General features: G+C 38.3%; 28 protein-coding genes and 1 pseudogene. 5 read left to right on the top strand and 24 right to left on the bottom strand.

What is annotated here, in order from left to right; genetic code table 11:
• Positions 1-34: 34 nt before the first annotated feature.
• From ssb to EEJ45_RS10310, 14 genes are all read right to left on the bottom strand, one after another.
• Entirely contained in the window at positions 35-457 is a 423-nt protein-coding gene (gene ssb / locus EEJ45_RS10370; protein WP_124564738.1) for a single-stranded DNA-binding protein, read from the bottom strand.
• Positions 454-720: a helix-turn-helix domain-containing protein gene (locus EEJ45_RS10365; protein WP_245999876.1), complete on the bottom strand. Its 267-nt coding sequence runs from the start codon at positions 718-720 to the stop codon at positions 454-456. The genes ssb and EEJ45_RS10365 overlap by 4 nt, the downstream gene beginning before the upstream one ends.
• Entirely contained in the window at positions 713-907 is a 195-nt protein-coding gene (locus EEJ45_RS10360; RefSeq protein ID WP_124564737.1) for a hypothetical protein, read from the bottom strand. The genes EEJ45_RS10365 and EEJ45_RS10360 overlap by 8 nt, the downstream gene beginning before the upstream one ends.
• Before the next feature lie 11 nt (positions 908-918).
• Positions 919-1,734: an ATP-binding protein gene (locus EEJ45_RS10355; RefSeq protein WP_342769355.1), complete on the bottom strand. Its 816-nt coding sequence runs from the start codon at positions 1,732-1,734 to the stop codon at positions 919-921.
• Positions 1,670-2,692: a conserved phage C-terminal domain-containing protein gene (locus EEJ45_RS10350; RefSeq protein ID WP_245999875.1), complete on the bottom strand. Its 1,023-nt coding sequence runs from the start codon at positions 2,690-2,692 to the stop codon at positions 1,670-1,672. Before EEJ45_RS10350 ends, EEJ45_RS10355 begins: the two co-directional genes overlap by 65 nt.
• Before the next feature lie 54 nt (positions 2,693-2,746).
• Positions 2,747-3,139: a hypothetical protein gene (locus EEJ45_RS10345; RefSeq protein ID WP_124564736.1), complete on the bottom strand. Its 393-nt coding sequence runs from the start codon at positions 3,137-3,139 to the stop codon at positions 2,747-2,749.
• Between the two features lie 36 nt (positions 3,140-3,175).
• Positions 3,176-3,850, bottom strand: a complete 675-nt coding sequence (locus EEJ45_RS10340) for an ERF family protein (protein ID WP_124564735.1) — start codon at positions 3,848-3,850, stop codon at positions 3,176-3,178.
• Entirely contained in the window at positions 3,847-4,326 is a 480-nt protein-coding gene (locus EEJ45_RS10335; RefSeq protein ID WP_124564734.1) for a siphovirus Gp157 family protein, read from the bottom strand. The genes EEJ45_RS10340 and EEJ45_RS10335 overlap by 4 nt, the downstream gene beginning before the upstream one ends.
• Positions 4,327-4,402: 76 nt before the next feature.
• Complete coding sequence (locus tag EEJ45_RS10330; RefSeq protein WP_124564733.1) at positions 4,403-4,603, bottom strand: hypothetical protein; 201 nt, start codon at positions 4,601-4,603, stop codon at positions 4,403-4,405.
• Between the two features lie 24 nt (positions 4,604-4,627).
• A complete protein-coding gene (locus EEJ45_RS10325) occupies positions 4,628-4,819 on the bottom strand; it encodes a hypothetical protein (protein ID WP_124564732.1) in 192 nt (63 codons plus the stop codon).
• Positions 4,820-5,182, bottom strand: a complete 363-nt coding sequence (locus EEJ45_RS10320) for a hypothetical protein (protein ID WP_124564731.1) — start codon at positions 5,180-5,182, stop codon at positions 4,820-4,822.
• Between the two features lies 1 nt (position 5,183).
• A complete protein-coding gene (locus tag EEJ45_RS18410; RefSeq protein ID WP_164464252.1) occupies positions 5,184-5,342 on the bottom strand; it encodes a hypothetical protein in 159 nt (52 codons plus the stop codon).
• A gap of 13 nt (positions 5,343-5,355) precedes the next feature.
• Entirely contained in the window at positions 5,356-5,622 is a 267-nt protein-coding gene (locus tag EEJ45_RS10315) for a helix-turn-helix domain-containing protein (protein ID WP_124564730.1), read from the bottom strand.
• Between the two features lie 54 nt (positions 5,623-5,676).
• A complete protein-coding gene (locus EEJ45_RS10310) occupies positions 5,677-5,880 on the bottom strand; it encodes a helix-turn-helix domain-containing protein (RefSeq protein WP_124564729.1) in 204 nt (67 codons plus the stop codon).
• A 281-nt stretch (positions 5,881-6,161) separates the two neighbouring features.
• Between EEJ45_RS10310 and EEJ45_RS10305 the strand changes: the two genes are divergently transcribed.
• A complete protein-coding gene (locus EEJ45_RS10305) occupies positions 6,162-6,512 on the top strand; it encodes a helix-turn-helix domain-containing protein (protein WP_245999874.1) in 351 nt (116 codons plus the stop codon).
• A 12-nt stretch (positions 6,513-6,524) separates the two neighbouring features.
• On the opposite strand, the gene EEJ45_RS18405 is transcribed toward EEJ45_RS10305, so the two are convergent.
• From EEJ45_RS18405 to EEJ45_RS10295, 4 genes are all read right to left on the bottom strand, one after another.
• The gene (locus EEJ45_RS18405) at positions 6,525-6,674 is read right to left on the bottom strand and encodes a hypothetical protein (RefSeq protein ID WP_164464251.1); all 150 of its coding nucleotides are present in this window, start codon (positions 6,672-6,674) and stop codon (positions 6,525-6,527) included.
• 138 nt (positions 6,675-6,812) lie between these two features.
• Positions 6,813-6,965, bottom strand: coding sequence for a hypothetical protein (locus tag EEJ45_RS18400; RefSeq protein ID WP_164464250.1), 153 nt, complete (start codon positions 6,963-6,965; stop codon positions 6,813-6,815).
• A gap of 31 nt (positions 6,966-6,996) precedes the next feature.
• Entirely contained in the window at positions 6,997-8,184 is a 1,188-nt protein-coding gene (locus tag EEJ45_RS10300; RefSeq protein WP_124564728.1) for an AimR family lysis-lysogeny pheromone receptor, read from the bottom strand.
• Between the two features lie 157 nt (positions 8,185-8,341).
• Positions 8,342-8,530 (bottom strand): helix-turn-helix transcriptional regulator, encoded by a 189-nt coding sequence (locus tag EEJ45_RS10295; protein WP_164464249.1) that lies wholly within the window; start codon positions 8,528-8,530, stop codon positions 8,342-8,344.
• Between the two features lie 166 nt (positions 8,531-8,696).
• On the opposite strand from EEJ45_RS10295, the gene EEJ45_RS10290 reads away from it, so the two are divergent.
• Both EEJ45_RS10290 and EEJ45_RS10285 read left to right on the top strand, forming a co-directional pair.
• Positions 8,697-9,044 (top strand): helix-turn-helix domain-containing protein, encoded by a 348-nt coding sequence (locus EEJ45_RS10290; RefSeq protein WP_164464248.1) that lies wholly within the window; start codon positions 8,697-8,699, stop codon positions 9,042-9,044.
• 89 nt (positions 9,045-9,133) lie between these two features.
• On the top strand, positions 9,134-10,249 hold the full coding sequence (locus EEJ45_RS10285) for a site-specific integrase (RefSeq protein WP_124564725.1): 1,116 nt from the start codon (positions 9,134-9,136) through the stop codon (positions 10,247-10,249).
• Between the two features lie 88 nt (positions 10,250-10,337).
• On the opposite strand, the gene EEJ45_RS10280 is transcribed toward EEJ45_RS10285, so the two are convergent.
• The 4 genes from EEJ45_RS10280 to EEJ45_RS10265 form a co-directional block, all read right to left on the bottom strand.
• Positions 10,338-10,538: a hypothetical protein gene (locus EEJ45_RS10280; protein ID WP_124564724.1), complete on the bottom strand. Its 201-nt coding sequence runs from the start codon at positions 10,536-10,538 to the stop codon at positions 10,338-10,340.
• A gap of 199 nt (positions 10,539-10,737) precedes the next feature.
• Positions 10,738-11,598 carry a DegV family protein gene (locus tag EEJ45_RS10275; RefSeq protein ID WP_124564723.1) on the bottom strand — a complete coding sequence of 287 codons (861 nt, stop codon included), beginning with the start codon at positions 11,596-11,598 and terminating at the stop codon, positions 10,738-10,740.
• A 288-nt stretch (positions 11,599-11,886) separates the two neighbouring features.
• On the bottom strand, positions 11,887-14,616 hold the full coding sequence (locus tag EEJ45_RS10270) for a GTP-binding protein (RefSeq protein ID WP_164464247.1): 2,730 nt from the start codon (positions 14,614-14,616) through the stop codon (positions 11,887-11,889).
• Between the two features lie 134 nt (positions 14,617-14,750).
• Positions 14,751-15,293 (bottom strand): site-specific integrase, encoded by a 543-nt coding sequence (locus tag EEJ45_RS10265; RefSeq protein ID WP_124564815.1) that lies wholly within the window; start codon positions 15,291-15,293, stop codon positions 14,751-14,753.
• A 576-nt stretch (positions 15,294-15,869) separates the two neighbouring features.
• Between EEJ45_RS10265 and EEJ45_RS10260 the strand changes: the two are divergent.
• Positions 15,870-16,058: pseudogene (locus tag EEJ45_RS10260) on the top strand (VOC family protein); the annotation flags it as partial.
• Positions 16,059-16,119: 61 nt separating this feature from the next.
• On the opposite strand, the gene recQ reads toward EEJ45_RS10260, so the two are convergent.
• Positions 16,120-18,228: a DNA helicase RecQ gene (gene recQ, locus EEJ45_RS10255; RefSeq protein ID WP_380018292.1), complete on the bottom strand. Its 2,109-nt coding sequence runs from the start codon at positions 18,226-18,228 to the stop codon at positions 16,120-16,122.
• A 165-nt stretch (positions 18,229-18,393) separates the two neighbouring features.
• Here recQ and EEJ45_RS18395 point away from each other — a divergent pair, with 165 nt between their 5' ends.
• The gene (locus EEJ45_RS18395; RefSeq protein WP_164464246.1) at positions 18,394-18,570 is read left to right on the top strand and encodes a tRNA-specific adenosine deaminase; all 177 of its coding nucleotides are present in this window, start codon (positions 18,394-18,396) and stop codon (positions 18,568-18,570) included.
• 162 nt (positions 18,571-18,732) lie between these two features.
• Here the strand turns inward: EEJ45_RS18395 and EEJ45_RS10250 are convergent, their stop codons facing one another.
• Complete coding sequence (locus EEJ45_RS10250; RefSeq protein WP_124564720.1) at positions 18,733-20,088, bottom strand: arsenic transporter; 1,356 nt, start codon at positions 20,086-20,088, stop codon at positions 18,733-18,735.
• Positions 20,089-20,389: the final 301 nt, after the last annotated feature.

Below are 20,389 nucleotides of genomic sequence, written 5' to 3'. Positions count from 1 at the left end.
CTCCTCTCTCATGTCACAGTATGTGTCTACTCCGTCAGAACGGTAAGTCTTCGTCTGAAATTTCTATTACACCGCCAGTCATCACAAATGGATCTTTCACTCTGTCCTGTTTACTCGTTTGGTCTTGCCCGCCGTCCTTCTTACCCTCTAGGAACTGCACACTATCTGCCACGACCTCTGTCACATATACCTTCTTGCCATCTTGCCCCTCGTAATTCCGCGTTTGGATGCGACCTGTCACCCCAACCAACTGACCTTTGCGGCAGTAGTTCGCTGTGTTCTCTGCCGGCTTGCGCCATACCACGCAGTTGATGAAATCCGCTTCGCGCTCTCCTTGCTGATTCGAGAATGTGCGGTTGACTGCCAGTGTAAAGTTTGCAGTTGCTACTCCATTTTGCGTATAACGTAATTCCGGGTCCTTAGTTAACCTTCCAACTAATGTGACTGCATTGATCATATAAATCCTCCTAGACCGCCTGCGCGCGGCTGTATTTTTTCTGCATCTCCCAAATCGAGCAATAGTGCTGCCAACTCAATTTGATGCCGTTTCATTTTCTTGGCGATGTCAGGGAAGCTAATGCCCGCTTCCCACATCTCCACAAAATCACGTACTTCTGTCCAATCAAACAGCAAATCGAAATTCTCTAGTGCGATGTATCGTTCTGACCGCCCTTTTCGCCACGTACGCCCGGTATCTGCGGCTCCGACTGGTCTACCCATACTTGCGTACCTCGTCGTATTGTTGTACTTCTAAAGCGGCGAGAGCGGCGTTAAATCTCTCGCGGAAGATACGCATCGTTTCGTCGTATTTTTCTCTGCCTGTTGGTTGGCAGGAACAAGGCTGAATCGTATACATCCCTAATCCTGCTGCTTCATACACAACCCCTTTGCCATCACATGTACACATCTCTATCCCTCCTAGAATGGAATTTCTATCATTCGTTTGTCTTTCGCCGTCTTAAACTTGATATGCCGGAATCCTCTAAACATACGCGATACACTGCGGTCATCGTACGCTTGCCTGATTTTATCGCCTGTTAGGTTTGTCGTGATGATGAGCGGTTTGCCTTGTCGTCCTTCCAGCACGGAGAACAATACCCTGTTAATGAAGTTGGTCGCCTTGTTGTCTCCGTTGAGATCACCAAGCTCTGCGCCTAAATCATCCAGTACCAAGAAGTCCGCTTCAATCAGACTTTGTATGATACTGTGCTCCGTTTCTTTTGCATCCTTACTGAACGTGCTTTTAATGCGCTGTAAGAGTTGGTCAATTGTAATGAACAGTGTGCGCTTGTCGCCGTCCTCATTTACTTCTTTCGCGATACTGTAAGCAAGATGGCTTTTTCCTGTGCCCGGCTTACCGGCCAAGAAGAGGGTGAACACCTCTCCTTTTCGGTAATCAGCCGCAGCCTGTCTTGCTTTTTGAAAGTTCTCCGCCGTTTCAGCGCATTCACATACATAGGTATCAAATGAAGCATCTCGAATCGTTTGGTCCGCTATCATGCTTTCTCGGTAGAACACCATGCGTTTCTCACTTGCTTTATACTGCTCGTAGTCACGTTGCTTTTCTTGCTGCAGTGCTGTATCTAGTGACTGGCAGAAGCATCTTGGACATACCTTCTGTCCGTTTAACATCATCATTTGTACCGGCTTGCTATGGTTATCGCACGTATCAGAAAGGTAGCTTGACATCGTTGTCGCCTGCATATCTTGAATGCTGTTGTTGAGGTGTTGCATATTTGACTACCCCTTTCCTTACAGGACGTTGTCCGTGATAATCGGTAAACTTGTTGCCGAACAATGTACTTGGTCGTAAATACATGTTCATCTTCGGATCATTCAGCCATTCTGCTACTTTTGTATCGATTACCTTTTTAAAGTCCTCTACACGATATCCATCTTTCCAACGAGCTCGAATCAATCGCTGTATTTCTTTTGATGTGGCTTTGTAATCGGTAATCGCTTGTTCGTTGAGATAATTCACAATTTCCGCAAACGGAATGGTATTTTTTTCTTTAGGCTTGTCTATACTAGAAGTAGATGATTGACCAGTTGGTGCTGGTGTGCTCGGACGGATGTCCGGGCTATTTTTTTTACTCTTTATATCTGTAGAATTCTTTGTAGAACTCTCTGTAGTAATCTCTGTATACGTCCTCCGATTTTCAAGGGGAGTCTCCTCCGATTTTTCAGGGGAGTCTCCTCCGATTTCTAAGGGGAGGGTGGTGGTATTTTCAAGGGGAGTCTCCTCCGATTTTTGATACCTAGGGCGGGTATCTTGTAGCGCCATATATGAAATACTGATCTTCTTTATTTCCTCTGGTACTGGTTCCACAAACATGACGTTGTTTAATGCACTGCCGTTCACAACGATTGTTCGAAACTCTGTAGTGATTAACTTCATTTCCACCAGATGGTCACAAGCTGCTTTCACTACATCACGAGATACATCGTACTTTTGAGCAAACTGTTTATAGCTGCGTTGTAACTTATCTGCTTTAAATTTCTGTTTAAAAACCGTTTGGTCTGTTTCCTCATCTCTGGATACAGTTGGTCGATACCAGTACACGATTTCTCCTAAAATCATGATTGCCAGCATGTAAGGCTTTTTCCCTTTTCGTATGTTAAGGAACCACCCATCATCAATGATGTTTCCGTGAAAATGAAGCGCGTTAATTTCGAACACTTTACTGTTCATGTTGTGAACCTCCTTTGTTACCGATCATTCATTGTTTCTTCGGACTATGACGTATTAACCGATTATTTCTCTTATCTTTTTTATCTTAGTTGCATTTTCATCACCTAGCACTTCATGATTAAATGTGACAGCAAGTCGTTCGCTTCTGTCCATTTGGTATCTAACTACACCCATTTCATTCTTAGCTACAATCAACAAACCATTGAATCCAACATCACACACCTTTCGGTGGTCAACATAGGTATCCATGAAGAACTCTTTCCAGTTTTTATCGAAATACAACTTCATGAATTCCTCCATATCTTCGTTACAGCCTACTTGTTGTTCGTATTCATATTCATTTTCCATTTCAATAACATGAAACAACATTACGGTTTTAAATTGATTTCTATCGCTTATAATTAGTTGATTTTCTTTACTCAATTTAACCTCTCCTTTATTACGCATTTTGTGTCCACCCCGCAGGGCTCGGATGACCGAACCCTATGCGGTTTTATCTGCAGCAAGCTTTTCCCACTCGCTCAATAACTCAATTGCTTTGCTTGCTTGCGACTTGTTCATATCATCTATAGAAGCAACACCGATGTTCTTGCATAGTGATGACTTAATGCCTTCTACTGTTTTCCCTGTTACCTTGCCGAGCGTGGTAATCTTAGCGAATATCGTCTTTGTTTGCGCAGTAGTTGGTTTATTGGATGATTGCTGTTTTTGTGATTCGCTCTGATTTCTTTCGTCTACGCCCTCGTCAGCTTCTGGGTCATCACCTGTCGGAATCATGAAGGCTTTCATCAACGCATATTTTTGTGCGCCTGTCATAGCTTTGTATATCCCTTTATCACCAGCATCCTGACCTTGACCGCCCATCTGGAAGGTAATATCTTCACCTGTATCTCCATCGTAAAAAGTGAACTGCATCATAACTGTTACAATATACTCGCGATTACCACGTTGATTTGTATGTTCACGAGCTTCTTGTGACAACACACTTGGAATCATGATGATGTTTCGTTTCGCTAACTCTTCCCGTATTTTTTCAGCTACATCGCTTTCTGTTGCATAGCGATATTTATGAAAGCTGTTGTAGCCTTTCTTCTGGATGTACTTTACCTCGTTCATGACTTCAGACAGTTTGCGGACTAGTTGTTTTTCGTTTGTCATTTAATACGCACGCCCTTTCCTTGTTGTAATTCCGCTCCGATGACAAACCCACCGTTCTTCAGCTCTGCCAGCACCGCTTTCTTATCAAGCTTTGGCGCTTGTGGGATTTTGTAGATATCCGGTATCATCGTTTCATCCAACACCCTCACACTGGCCGGATTGTTGGTGATGCTTATCATCACCTTAGGACGTTTGATTTTGCTGATACCTGCCGTTTCTAACTGGTGTAAGAGATAATCCTTCAAGTTGCTTACGCGCGCTTCACGTGCTTTTCGAAGCGCCTGTAGACGTTCCTCTTCTTCTTTAATTACCTTCGCTTCTGCTTCTAGTGTGCGGATGACAAACGCGATATTTTCCGCTTTATCTTCAATCAGATCGCTGATGCTTTCTAGCGTATCTGCCAATGTTTGTTGGTCCAGTTCGTCAACCATGTCAACCAGTTGACGATATTGATTGGTAAGTTCGTACAATTTCATGTACATTTCCCTCCGTTTCGGTTATAATAACCGTAGATGTTTTTTTGGAAGAGCCCCTGCCAAGGCTCTTTTTTTGTTAGAATGGTGAATCTTCAATACCTTCACCTGTGACTAGCTGGCGAATTTGTTCAAGCTGTGCCACAAAATGCTTGTATGTGTTCGCTGTTGCTTTTAAGTGCGGATCGTTACTTTCTGTATAACGTTCAATCAAGCTGCGGTACACGGACTGATGAAACTCAATCATGGATACGCCTGCTGGTTTCACTTCCACTTTCATTTCTTTCACCTCTGTTAATGTTTTTTATTCTCCAGCTACTCGCACAAGAGCAATTTCCAACACTCGATTTTCACACTTTTCACAAACGAAGATTGCACCGAGTTGGTAATACTTCATGCCGTAGTACAGCTCGCCATCACAGATGCTACAGTATTCATCGAAGTCTTTCGTGCAACTGTCATGTGCGTTTCCGATTAACATGCCGTTTTCAATCATTTATCTCACCTCCTCTAAAGTAAGTAACTGTAGCTTAGTTTCACATTGACCCCGACCTTGCGCCTCCATGATGACGTTCGCGACACCTTGTAATCCACGCTTTACTAAATCCTCTAGAAGCTCTGCTGTTCGTTCATGCTCTTTTCGCTTTTTCTCCAGTTCTAGCAACTGCATTTCCGCTTGTAACTGCTCTAACTGATAGAACTTAAACTGCTTGTCCGCTTCTACTTCGTTCGCAATATCAGCCGACTTAAACTGTCTCGCACAACAGTATGCGATGTAGTTATGCAGCTCGACAGCACGGTCGATATCTTCTGGTAATACCCTTGTGCTAAGCATGTATTTTTTAATGGAACCAATCATGTTACATCCTCACTCTCTTTCGTAATTCTTTGTTCTCTGCATCCAACCGTTCATTTTCTTCGATGAACAAGTACATCGTGCCAACCACCATAAAAAGAATGAACAACCCAAGACCAAAACCCAACGTGATAAGCAGTAAGTTTGTTGTGTTTTCAACCATGTTTTCACCTCCTTTACAGGACTTTTCTTGCATCTTCCTTCATCCATTGATGTAACCCATCCGTTAAGATGACCCAGCGCTTGCCTGGCTTAATGGCTGGGAAGTTGTCCAACTGAAGTAACTCGTACATGCGGTTTTTCGAAACGCCGAGCACTTCCATAGTCTCTTCTACCGTCATAGTCGGTTTGGGTGAAACGCCACCTAACTTCTCCACGATTTTGGGAATCATACGTTCTACAGTCTCTTCAATGAGGACTTGTAACTGTTGTTCGAAAGACATGATTTCCACTCCCCCTAGTGTTATTCAAGTTGTTTAATTAAACAAATCGTTTAACTAATTTTCAAAAAAAAGTTCTTCTATCGTTGTATTAAGTATGCCAGCAATGATTCGAGCCTGTTGCACATCTGGTTTTTTACGACCAATTTCTATATTGTAGTATCCGCTGGCACCTATATACCCAAGTTCTTTCGCGATGAACGTCAGCGAGATCCCGCTTTTCTTTCTACGAGCACGAAGTTTTTCATGTGTGTATCGCAATAACTCCACCTCTTTTTAAACTTTTCGTTTAACTTATGTTTTTATCTTACCTCTACATTTTGTTTAAGTCAAACATTTTTTATTCTTTTTGATTAAATTTTTTATCGACACGTGTAATTTTATGTGTAATACTGTACAATAGATGTAACTGACAGTTACATTTCTTAATTTTAGAATTTGTACCTTAACTTACTTTAACTTACTTTAACTTACTTTAACTTACTTTAAAGTACCTTACACATAGATACCTTAGAATGAGATATAAGAGGAGAGGGAAATATATGAGCATGGAAATTACCGCGAAACGTTTACAACAATTGAGGGAAAGAAAGGGATGGTCAAAGACGTTTGTTGCAAAAAAGATTGGCTTAAAAAATATGGCTACTTATGCTAATTACGAATATGGAAAAAGACAGCCTGACCATGAAATATTAGTGAAGATAGCGGAATTATATGAAGTAAGTATAGATTATTTATTAGGAAGATCTGATAACGAAAAACTAACTGAAGAGCAACAATTACAAATTGATGACAGGACACGAAAAGTAATAGAAACATACATGAAACTAACTGAGGAACATCAATTTGTCATGGAAGAAATGATAAATAACTTATATAAGATTCAAAAATAAAAAGCGCAATAATCATGCGCTTTTTTGTTTTGCCAAAAGTTCTTTTGCAAGCGCGAGTATATCTGGTACCGGCTTACCCAATGCTTCTGCTGTCAGTATCGCTTTAATTTTATCCTCCAGCTCTTTATTTTTTTGTTTGGTGCAAAGTGTCGCTTGATCCATTGCTCTTCATCCCCCTTATCACATTTCAATACCATTTTTTAGGTGGAAATATTTTGTGCATATGCACTTTTTGTTTCCAAGTTCTTTAAATGACGAATGACGACCATCATATTGACGGTCGTCATCGTTTTGTATGTATTAACCTACTCCAGGTCCTGGGTCGGAGAATGATTTAATTATTCCACCAGCTACATTTTTGTATTGATTTGTTTCAACTGATTGAATGTCTACAAATCCAAAACCTAATACAATTGCAAAAGCCATAATAGATTTTAATAACACGGATTTCACTGTATCACCTCTTTTTTATAATCTAATTATATCAATTTTTATATTCCATTGGAAGTTTAATATAGAAGAAATCTGAAGTTTTTTTAAATTTTTCTAAAGATTCCTCGAAATGGATTTTTGAGATGTCTGTATCTCCTTTTTTTAGATAAGTATACCCTAAATAATAGTGCTGTATGGCACTTAATTCTCCATTTTTAGCTAACAACGCCTCTAACAAACCTATAGCTTCATCAAACCTTTTCAGTTTAGCCAGCAAAAAAGCTTGTTCCGCGGGATGTGTTGGTTGTATCAAGTGAAGATCAATCTCATGAAGTATGTATAAAAAATCTAAAGTTGTTTTAATGTTTTCTTTTCTGGTTTTCAATTTTTTATTTGTAGGTACTTTTATGATTTCTAGTGCCTTTTCCATATATAGCTTTGCTTGAGTAAAATCAGAAAAAACATAAGTTTCACCTAATACACAGTAAGCGCCAGCTAACATTCCTATATAATGATTATCCGCATCATCAATTATTTTTTGCAAAATCATTCTAGTCATTTCCGTATCATTTGCTCTATGATAACAATTGAGTAAAACCTCTTGAGCACGAAATTTATATAACCTATTAAGGGTACTATTTTTCACTTGCTCAATATAAGGAATTAATCGTTCTGTATATTCGCGTGCCACTTTATAATCGAATGAATCCATAAACGAATATATTAGTGCGAATTCAGAAATTACTTTGACTTCCTCAGATGTTATTTTGCAAGATTTTAACATATCTTTAACATTAACATAATACTCTTTGCTAGAGATGCTCATTGTACTTCGTTTGCATAATAAACTATATAAATCAACAAGTTGCTTATTTGTGTGTAGTGATTTACTTAATCTCTTTTTTTCTTTTTTTACCTCATCAAAGAGTATTTCACTCTTTTTTATGACTTCTTCTAGTAATTCTACATCACCATACATACTCAAAAATTCGAGTGCAATACGTGTATTTACTGGAGACATATGTTCACAGTAAGATCTTAAAGACTCTTTCTGCTTTTCTAAATCATCAGGGTAAGCTAACTGTATGATTTTTATAAAAACAATGAAATCAGGTGTATATCCCCCATTCATTATTTTGTTGATTGCAGTATGGCTTATTTTTGTGATTTTCGCCAATTTCCTATTACTAATCTCCTGTTTTTCTAGTCCTACTTTTATTTTTTCAAAAACCTTTTGCATTGCCCTCCCCCTAATCTAACAAAAACATAAGTAATAGTTACTAAAAAATATCTCAAAATTCTGATTATTTTTCGTTAGAATAATTATTAAAACTCAAGACCTATATTTGATTTAATAAGATAATTTTACCAAAAACAGAACGTTCGTTCTACAATTTTTATCTTTTTTCATAAAATTTTTCCATTTTAAAATTAAGAAACTTTGCAATGTCATACGCTACTTTTCCTCTTAAACTTTTACCTTTTTCGATTTCCGAGTAATAATTGCGAGAGATCCCCACTGCATCTGCTACGTCCTTCTGGGTGTAACCCTTTTGGCGTCTTAAATCAATTAACCATTCACGCACGATACCATCTCCTAAATACTACCTAACTTTGTTATCATTATAAGTCGCAAATGACGACTTGTACACAAAATTTTTAAAACAATGCGACATATCCATTTTTTTCTTTATGTCGCTATATGCGACGTATATAATAGATGTACAATATACAAGAGATGGGGAACTGACTGTGTTACAAAGACGTTTAGTTCACTTACGTAAACTGCATAACTTGAAGCAAGAGGATGTGGCGCAATACTTAAACGTTAGCCGCAGTACATACACAGGATACGAAAATGAAGGTTTAAGTCATCGCGTCCCTAATGCTGACACAATCAAGAAATTATCCGAGTTATACAGTGTATCTGCAGATTACATATTAGGCATTCAAGCTGACGACGTAGTAGATCAAGAGTACCCAGATGAAGTTGTAGAAATTATGCATAGAATAAAACAACTTCCGGAACATCAACAGAAAAAACTTTTAGAGCACCTTATCAATTATATGAAGTTAGTGGAACCATTTTTAAAGGACTGATATGCAGTCCTTTTTTTATTTTTGTTGATAAAACGTTTGTGACGTGATAAAGGTAGAGTGTACAAATAAATAGAAAGAAGGGAGAAACGATGAAGGGATACATTCGAAAACGCGGGAAAACGTGGTCTTATACAATAGACATAGGGCGAGATGAAGCCACTGGAAAAAGAAAACAAAAGACAAAAGGTGGATTTTCCACAAAAAAAGAAGCTCAAGCCGCTTTGGCCAAGCTTCAAACAGAAATACAAGAAGGGTCTTATATCGAAACATCGAAAGATACACTGGAGTCTTTCCTGCGGTTTTGGTTACAATCTAAAAAGATAAACTTAAAGGAAAGCACGTATTTTATGTATGAACGATCTATCGACCATTACATTATACCTAAAATTGGACAAGTTCGGCTAGAAAATCTAAAAACGGCTCATTTACAGAAACTATATAATGATATGAGTGATACACACTCTTCTTCCACTATATACAAAGTCCACAAACTGTTAAATCAATCTTTAAAACGAGCCGTAGAAATGGGCTATATAAAACGAAATCCCGCAGAATTTACAGAAAAACCTAGGGAAACTGCTGCTCCTACAAGGGTATGGGATGAAGTGCAACTCAATCATTTTTTAGAAGTGTGTAGACCTAGTCGTTATCGCATTGCGTTTTTACTAGCTGCAACCACTGGTATGCGACGTGGTGAAATATTAGGATTACGGTGGCAAGATATTGATTTTGATAATAAGACAATTCATGTTAAACAGACTTTATCTGCACAGAATCAACTCATTTTAGATGCTAAAACCGCAAGTTCAAAACGCTCTATCATGTTACCGGAATTCACAATACAAGAATTGCTTAAACACCGTTTGAAAGTAAAACAAGAAAAATTGAGCCAGGGTGTTGCATATAAAGACTTAGATCTTGTTGCTTGCACGCTTACAGGGCATCATACATGTAACGAAAACTTTTGGAAGGTATGGAATAAATATTTAAAGATGTCTGGTTTGCCTCGCATCCGTTTTCATGATCTTCGTCATACACACGCTACATTACTTTTAAAAGCGGGTGTGCATATAAAAGTTGTCGCGGAACGATTAGGACACGTGAACCCTACAGTTACCCTCAAAACCTATTCTCATGTGTTAAAGGGCATGCAAGAAGAAGCGGCTCAAAAAATAGACGATTTACTGTTCAAAAACGCAAAATAAATATCAATGTGGTCAAAATGTGGTCAAATGAACAAAAACAGGGTTTCTCATAGTCGAGAAACCCTTATTTATCAACGTTTACAAGTAATTAACCTTCTGTTTTAAATAAGCCAAAAAAACTTGTAATCCATATGCCTGTTGCTAAAGAAAAAACACTGCCGAGAAATAAAAATAATTTGTTTTGCCGTGCGGTTTTGACTAGTAATAACAAATCAAAAGCTGTAAAAGAAGCAATAATGGTTAGAATAATAGCAATAAACATTAAAATAGGATTGGTAATTTCGCTCATATATGTATCCTTTTCTCTAAAATAGGTTTTCACTATGATTGTAAGGGAAAATGACATAAGTGAAAAGCTAAAAATACACCTGCATGTTATGTACAGGTATGTGTTCCAGTATATAAGACGTTTAGTATCAAAAGTTACGATGATATGAAAAAGTAAAAAACACTCCAAACAGATTCATGTTGGAGTGTAAGAATGAGTGTTATTTCGTTTGGTTTAAGAAAAATAGGGCTAATGTTCCCGGTCCTGCATGTGCACCGATGGCCGCTCCAATGGAATTAATAACAAATGTTTGCGTACCAAAACGCTCTTGAATCATTTCTTGTAATTTTTGCGCAGCTTCTAAATCATCGCCATGACTAATGCCGATCACTTGGTTTTCTAAATCGCTTCCTCGCTCAGCCATTATATCGATCATGCGCTGCAAGACTTTCTTACGTCCGCGAATCTTCTCAATTGGAATGAGCTTTCCCTCCTCTACATGGAGAAGAGGTTTGATGTTTAAGAGACCTCCAATAAAGCCTGCCACTTTACTTACTCGACCCCCGCGCACGAGAGTTTGCAAATCATCTACTGTAAAGATATGCTCTACATGCTGTGTTAAAAACGTGACATGATTACAAATTTCTTCAATTGTTTTGCCTTGCTGCGCTAGCTTGGCCGCTTCTAGTACAACAAGCCCTTGTCCTGTTGAAGCACATTTTGTGTCTATAATAGAAATGGTTGCTTCCGTATACTCTTCTTCTACATCTTGCTTTACAAGCATTGCAGATTGATAAGTACCCGATAACTCTGAAGAAAAGGCCAAATACAGACATGGTATGTTCTTCGCAGCATATGTTACAAATGTTTGACGAATCGTTTCATAAAACGGAAGCGATGTTTTATATACTTGTCCAGCTCTCATACCGTCAAATAATTGTTTAGGTGCTAGCGTCACACTATCAAGGAACTCCGTATCCTGCTCATCATATACCCGAAGCGGAATTACATCGATATTATACTGCACCAACAAATCCTTTGGTAAATCTGCCCCGCTGTCGGTAATAATTTGTACTGTCATTGCTTTCCCCGCCTTTGTTATGTATGTTTATATTCTATTATATATGCAAATGCGACAATTGGGAAATCATCTATATGAGTACAGATGAAAAAACTGAAATTCTCTTTGAAGAATGAGCGAGATGTGGCTACACAAAAGTCCTGAGAGATGTCCGTGTAAGTAAAAAATGAGGTGTTTACATATTTAAAAAGCTATGTGTCCCTTATAATAAGAGCGTAGAATTATACCATCCTTATCAAGCAGCATTCTAAACAATAAAAAAGCCACCGTTTTGGTGACTTTTTTACATTAACCGATAGGTTCTACTTCCGGCATTTGTGTTACATAGCGCATATTGCGAATCACTTCCTGCTGACGCAGACGCAAATGGAACAATTTAAGCGGATCTTGGAACACTTCTGGATTCGCCTTCATCGCACTATGTTTATCACGTTGCTGTTGAATTTCCATATGTGTTTCTTCTACTGTTTCTTTCAAGATACGGAATGGTTCAGCGAAGAACATAGATACATCTTCTTCTAGTGCGCGTTCAAACAATGTGAATTGCTCAAAACACATGCGAATCACTTCCTGTGTCACTTCTGTATAATCTTCATTCTCTATATATTTGCGATACTGGTTTTCAAGCAGCTGCTTATTTTGTGAGAATCCACCCAATAGTTTACCAGCGCTTTTCAACAAAAATTGTCCCGGTGTAAAACGAAGCAAAATGTTAATGTCGGCAATACGGATGCGGCGTAACATACGCTCCGTATCACGGCGCCAATCTTCCAATATCTTAAAGTCACCGGTTAATTGCATTTTTTCTTCTTCATATAACGTATTGAATGCTTCACTTGTTTCATATAAATAAGTTTGACTTTGTGACAATTCTTCCTTTACTTCATCTAGCCAGTTGCGGAGGGCAACTGTTAACTTTGGTAATATCTTTTCTGTAACATAATCCTGTATCATATCATTCATTTGCTCATTCAAGGTAACATGAATATTACGGAAGTCTTGCTCATCGTGGATGAGAGAAGTAGCTCCTTGTAAGAGCACCGGAATGTCACGGCGCATATCAACAGCGATATTTTCTTTAATGTCGCGATAAGAGGATGCAATCACTTTATATTTCTCTGCTTCTAATGCGGTCAAATTATTGATAAAGCCGTTTAACTTGACGAGCATATCTTCATTCCAGTGAATAGATTCCATCAAGCTGTTTTCTGCTGCAATTCGTTGTTCCATTACATCAATTAAGACGTTACGCACTGCGCTTAGCACTTGACTTGTGCGACGCTCTGCTGGACGTACAGAGCGAGCGAGTGCCTGCATGTATGTCCCAATCTCATTCGCGTGTGCAGCGAATACACGTGCATTCGGGAAATATGGCTGTACACGCATTTGCACATCTTCAAGCAGTCTTACTATATCTTCTCGGCGCATACCATCCAATTTATTTAACACAAAATGAATGGGTAAGTTTGGCGCTTGCTCCTGCAACGTTAATACGATTTCTTGTTCGCGCGCGGTGAAGGGCTCATGCGCATTTAGCACGAACAACAAGCTATCTCCATAATGCAAGTAACGGAATAAGCGGTTATTTTCAATTGGTTGATTCGCAAATTCTGGTGTATCAATAAAAGATAACTCATATTTTTGTAGGAAAGGAGATGGTAGTTGGAATGTAAAAGCTACATCTTGTTCATTACCGTGAGCTGTGATTTCATAAAACTCCTCTACACTCATTTCCGATTGCCCCTCTTGAGATACAATTTGTACGGATACTTGAGGTGCATCTTCAATAATAATCGTTCCCGGGCTGTTTGCGCCAAGTACTTGCTCACCAAGAATGGAATTAATAAAATACGATTTTCCGCTGCCGTTTATACCCGTTACAAGTACATGGCTGTTATCTGCATGTAGAAGCTTTTCCATCATCCATCTGACACGAACATCAAGAGGGAATTCATTTTGCTCAGCCCATGCTAATACAGTATCTAACAAATGCAAACCCTCTTCGAGTCCTGGATTTTGCTCTTTGTAGTCATATAAAACATGTTCTGCATGCTGCAAAGTGTTTCTTTCTATAGTAGAAGGGAACAATCCTTCCCAAGCTAATACAGCCGCCGCCGCAAATAAAGCATCCGTTTGATTGGCAATTTTTAACCAGTTTGCCAATAAGTTCGGTACGAGATGTTCAAACTCTGTAATAAAATAAGAACCACTGATTAAGCGCTTGTATGTGCTTCGATACAAATCCGAAATTTCTTCCCAAGCTGTTTCTGCATAGCCAATTCCGTCAAATAAGTTGTTTATCGCTTGTAGCCATTTCAGGTCGTATGAGGATTGGCGATAGCTGTTCCAATGCGCCGAAACCATTTCACGAAAACGTGGTATATCTGCTTCATATACAGCACGTAACACTTCAGAGAAATAATCTGGCTCTGTGTCTTTAGTAAATCCTTTTTGTATGTATCCAATGAGCACTTGCATCCATGCGGTTGATTTTGTACGTATAATTTCATTTACGGCCAGCTCAATTGCACTGGACCAATCCTGCTCTTCTTCATAAAATGTTCGAGCCAACGATGTCACGTTCGGATAGTCTGGATTTTGCACCACAGCTTCCTTGATTACACGAAAGGCATGTTCTTTCCGCTCTTGCTCTAAGTAAAGAGAGAACAACTGCAGCGCGATTTCTGATGTTAAAGAATCTGAATCAGTTTGCACACTTTTATATAACTCTTCTGCTTTTGTTGTGTTTCCTAGCTGAAAATAAGCATCAGCCATATTTTTTTGCGCCCAAGCTACAAATGTCCCTTTTACTTTTTCCCATTTATAAATGGCAGCTTCATAATCTTTAAAATGATAATAGACCTCACCCTGCGCATAGCGAATATGCGACAGGTTTTCACTGTCCAGCTCCGTTTCATGAAAGTATGCTTCCCCTAATACGGCAACTGGGTGTTTTCCTTCTTGATCTACCATAAACGTTTCATAAAACGCTTTATTAATAAAATGTTTTTCAGTCATATTTTCACCCGCTACAATTTCTATTTTTCTCTTTTTCACCGAACGACACATGATACTATCGGTTGTCTTCCTAATTCTAGCAGGAAAGTTTCGCAAATAGATTGCAATTATGTTTCAATTTCAAAACAATCCTGCTATAAACTAAAGCGTTCTAGGCTTTTGTCCATCATTTCTTGATTAATCCCAATATATTTTAGGGTAATACTAGGATGAGAGTGATTCAATATATTTTGCAAAAGCGCTACATCTTGATACATCTGATAATGCCAATAACCAAACGTCTTCCGGCACGTATGTGATCCAATATGCGACAATCCTACTTTCTCAGCGGCTGATCGTAAAATTTTATATGCTTGCACGCGTTGCAAGGGTAAATCTGTTTTTTGCGATGGAAACAGATAATCTTCCTCTTCCATGTGTTTAGTGTATGTGAGAATTGTTTCTCGCAGATCCAAGTTAATTAAAAAACGCTTCCGTTTTTTTGTTTTTTCTTCCTGAATCTCGATATGGGTTCTATTCCGTACGTCTTGTACACGCAATTGAAGTAAATCAGAAATACGTAAGCCAGTATTAATCCCCATAACAAATAAAAACCAATTACGCTCTGACTGCTTGCGCAGCACCTGCTTCATTTGCTCAATCATATACTTATCGCGAATCGGCTCAACTACCTTCATTCCTTCACTTATAATGGCTCGGTAGTCTGATTTTAAGTTGCGCTTTGTCTCGTCACGACGTTTTTTCTCGCTTAACGCTGTAATGCGCTTTTGCAATTCTCTCTCTCCGTATTTATTCGTTAAATATATGTATTCTCCCTCTGTGAGGTATACATATGCAGCGTATTCCTTCTTCTCCATTGCACACTCCATTTACTTTTATTGGATAAAACATTATTGTACTATGTTTCATTCCTATATTTACTAATTTCTTTCTTTCTCTTATTTCATAAGTTTTCATATCATTTTCATAATGAAACAAAATATATCTTTTGTTTCTTGTTTATATTTTACATCTTTCTATGAAAATAGAAAAGAAAAGAGGTATAAAAATTGTAATTCTAATAATACTTCTTCAGAAGCTCCAGAATCCTCGTGACGAGGTTTTATGTCCCCAGGTATCTGTCCTATTAACTTCACTCTTTCAACGTCCCTAGAAGGCTGTTCTTTTCTCTTTTTTTGTTAACATAATATTTTTATTGATAACAGTTATTCTCTGGTCTAATCCACTGATTAATTTATGTGCATTGATAGTCATTTGACCTCACACCATCCTTCTCTATTTATGTAACGTGTCAGTCTGAAGAAGAAATTCATGATTGGTATGAAAACCTTTTGAAAGATGGACAATTACTCATGCCACTTGGGAACTACGGATTTAGCAAGAAATTTGCGTGGCTGAACGACAAGTTTGGCGTATCTTGGCAATTGAATTTACCTAAGTGAATAGAAAAAGCATACATAAAAAGCCAATCTAACATCATTAGATTGGCTTTTTACTAGCTATTTATCGATTCAATCGCATTTTTGCTAAAACAGCTTTAATAGTAAAATAACTTACATCGTCAGGTAACGCTTCTTTCAGCGGCTTTAATTTCTCACCGCCCCTTTCTATAATTACCTCTCGTATTACTACTTCCTGCTCCTGAGAAAAAAAGTGTTCCCACTGCACTTCCTTTCCTTCCTCCGCACATTGCAGAATATGATTTTCAATTGTGAGTAGGGATAAATTTCGTTCTTTGGCAATATCGCGTAAAGTGTAGCCTTGCTTGTATAACTCATAAGTTACAAGATGTGAAGCTTCTTTCTTTTCCTTCGTTACAACCCTTTGGCTTGACGGTCTTACGCCATTCTCAGTCACATACCTATCGATAATAGCTATAAAACGCTTCCCGTAGCGCTCTTGCTTTTGCTGACCGACGCCTTTTACACCGAGCATTTCTTCAGTCGTTTGTGGTAATTTTGCTACCATATCACGAAGTGTCTGATCAGAGAAAATAACGAACGGTGGTACACCTTCTTCAGCGGCAATTTCCTTACGTAGTCCGCGCAGCATTTCAAATAAAGTATCATCAGTAGAAGCTTGCACAATTTGCATTTGTTCCTTTCGTAGTACTTGTTTTTTTCCAAGTAATACTTCTTTTCCTTCATTACTCACAAATAAAACTGGATATTGCCCACTTGTAACCCCAATATATTGCTCGGATGTGAGAAAATCAATCAAATCAGCTACATCCTTTGCTGCCCGGTCCTTCATAATTCCATATGTAGTCAATTTATCAAAACCTAATTCGAGCACCTTTTTATTAGATGAGCCGGTAAGAACTTGACTAATTATGGTTTTACCGAATCTTTCTCCCATTCGAATCATACAGGAAAGTACCATTTGTGCATCGCGTGTCACATCTACGCTAGTACGTTCATCAACACAATTGCTGCAACGTCCGCACGGCTTCGGGTCATTTTCTCCAAAGTATTGAAGAATAAAGCCCTGCAAGCATCCTTCTGTATAACAATAATCCTTCATCTGACGCAGCTTATGAAGCTCCTGGTTTTTTCTCTCTTCATAATGAGATTGTTCAATGAGATAGCGCTGCACTTGTATATCCTGCGGTGAAAACAACAAAATACATTCACTATCTAGACCGTCACGTCCGGCACGTCCCGCCTCCTGGTAGTAACTCTCCATATTTTTGGGGAGCTGATAATGAAGAACACTTCGCACATTTGATTTGTCAATTCCCATCCCAAAAGCATTTGTTGCCACCATTACAGTAATATCATCTTGCAGAAACAAATCCTGTTGCCTTCCTCTTTCATCATCGCTCATCCCAGCATGATAACGTCCGACACATATACCTTGCTTTTGTAAAAATTCATATACATGATCTACTTCTTTACGAGTGGCAGCGTAAATGATGCTTGCTTCATTTTTATTTGTTTCTATATATTGCTTCACATACGCTAAGCGATTTTGTCCCTTCACAATTTTAAAAGAGAGATTGGTACGCGCAAAACCCGTCACAACCGCACTTTCAGGAATGATGCCCAAAGCCTCACAAATATCCTCACATACCTGCGGAGTAGCTGTGGCTGTTAGCGCTAAAACCGTCGGTTGTTTTGAGAATTGTGTTAATAAATGACGGATGCGCAAATAGCTTGGGCGAAAATCGTGTCCCCACTGTGAGATGCAATGCGCTTCATCAACTGCGACAAGTGAAACAGGGAGCTCTTTTAATTGCTCTAGAAAAGCAGAAGATTCCAGTCGTTCCGGTGCAATATACAACATTTTATATATACCATGCTGTATATCATGCATACGCTCCCTTGTCTCCTTCATCGACAAGCTACTGTTTAAATATGTGGCAGAGATACCAACTTGTTCGAGAGCATCAACTTGATCTTTCATGAGAGAAATAAGCGGTGATATGACGAGGGTAATACCAGGAAGAATCAGCGCGGGAATTTGATAACAAATGGACTTTCCCCCACCGGTTGGCATAATCCCAGCCGTGTTATAACCTGATAATACACGTGTAATGATCTCCTCTTGTCCGTTCCGAAATGATTCGTAACCAAAGTACTGTTGTAAATATTGTTTCGCTTTTGCAAGCAACAGATTCGCCCTCCTTTTTCTCCATTATAACATGATAAAAAGTATAGGACTTTACATTGCAATGCTTTTCCAAGGCACACATAGTTCATAAAAATCTGCTTATATATTTCGGCTCCCTTGCTTATTGTAGGTAGTATACATTTTTGATATTAAAAGAGTGATAGTATGAACCATGTTTCTTTTTTAGAACACGCATGTGAACTAGCGAAGACCAATATCTCAAAAGGCGGTGGTCCATTTGGAGCAGTAATTATCTTTGCGACATATAAACAGCAAGAAAATCATAGCGCCAGAACGCCTCGCTACGCGTGTATATTCTTACTTGACACGCGTATCTCTTAAGCTTTGACCGCAACCATACATTGTCTCTTCTTCTTTCCCACCCCATGTCGGTTTTTCTAGTTGTACTCATATAGAAAGCCTCTTCTTTCCTATAACATATTGAAAAAAAGAGGCTTCTTTATTCGTAAAAAGGAAAAGAAATAGAACAGATTCAGACTCGTTTTAGGAAAAAATGATTTGTATCCAGTTATATAACAAGAACAAGGTGACCATCACTGATACTGGAATGACAATTAACGATACGCTTAAGTAATCCTTCCATGTAACTTTGATGTTGTTTTGTCTTAAAATATGCATCCAAATTAAAGAGGCTAATGTTCCAATAGGTAGCAATAATGAACCTACATCGCTGCCGATGATGCTCGCTAAATACATCGTTTTTAAAGTGATAGGGTCCAGATTCATTTCTGTTAATGTGATAGTTCCAATCAATAAAGCTGGATGATTGTTGAAAAAGTTGGATAATATGGACACTAAGCCACCCATAATGAAGCTTGCTTCAAATAAGCCTTGTTTAACAATTGGTTCACATATTTGTAAAAGAAATGTTGTCAATCCTGCATTGTGAAGGCCATAAATAAGTACATACATAGAAAAGGCAAAGATCAGGATGTGCCAAGGTGTTTTCTTTAATATATCAATCGGATTGGTGCGTAATTGATACCATCTCCATACAAGCAAAATCAGTGAACCTAACACCGCAACAATCTCAATTGGAATTGCTAAGAATGATGCAACAAAGAGTGAACAGCGTATGATAAAAACAAATAATAAGATTTTTACCATAAATTTTGTGCGTTGACTTTTTGTCTCAACGGATGCATGCCCTTTTAAGGGATGAAAATTCTTCGTAAAAAATATTTGCTCAACGTCATACACTGAATCTGGTAATTTCTTAGGAAGTTCTTTCTTTACTACTACATACATTAGCCAAGACATAAAAACCAAACCTAATGATGAAGGTATAAACATCATTGCAGTATGCATATAAAGAGACATATTAACGATTTTCAATGCTATTAAGTTAACGATATTACTTACGCCAATAGGAGCACTTGATGCTGTAGCAATTAATGCACCAGTTAATAGGTAGGGAATTTGTTGGTGAGGCTTTAGCTGTAGATTTTTGAGAAGTAAAATTAAAATAGGGGTCGTAATAAGGATACTACCATCGTTGTTAAATAACAGGGTCATTAAAAAACATAATAATTGAATGTACCAATATAATTTATAACCTGAACCTTTTGCTAACTGTGCCAGTCGCGCAGCTGACCAATGAAAAAAACCGAAACTTTCTAATATGACAGCCATGACGATCGTTGCAATAATGGTAATTGAGGCTCCGCCAATCTTCTGGATAATATCCAGGATATCAGCATGAGATACAACACCTGTCAACAATACTATTCCTGCGCCAATTGCTGCCGGCCATGCTTCGCTAATCCCTTTTGGCCTCCAAAAAATTACTGCAGTTGTGATTAAGAATACGAACACTGAAATCATCATGTGAATATCCATTGTTGTATTGATTCTTCCTTTCTCAATCTACTAGTATCTACTTGTCCGATAACTAGTTATAGTTTATGTATATGCAAATTGTTTTAAAAAAGGCTAGACGTATGTCTAATTCATTCAATATGTACGTTTGTCTTTTCAGAACAGACTTACTTATCATATATATTAAAAGTCCCGCTATAAAGAGCAGGACTTTTAATATAAGGATATATCCTAATTTTTAAGACACTTAATCATTTACATCTCAAATTTAGTACATATATTTCTTTATTCGTAATTATAAATCGATTTACTTAAGTTCTCT

This window comes from Ectobacillus antri (assembly GCF_003852715.1).
Classification (GTDB): domain Bacteria; phylum Bacillota; class Bacilli; order Bacillales; family Bacillaceae_G; genus Ectobacillus; species Ectobacillus antri.
Note: the sequence above shows the minus strand (reverse complement) of the source record. Positions and strands in the feature narration are given on the sequence as shown.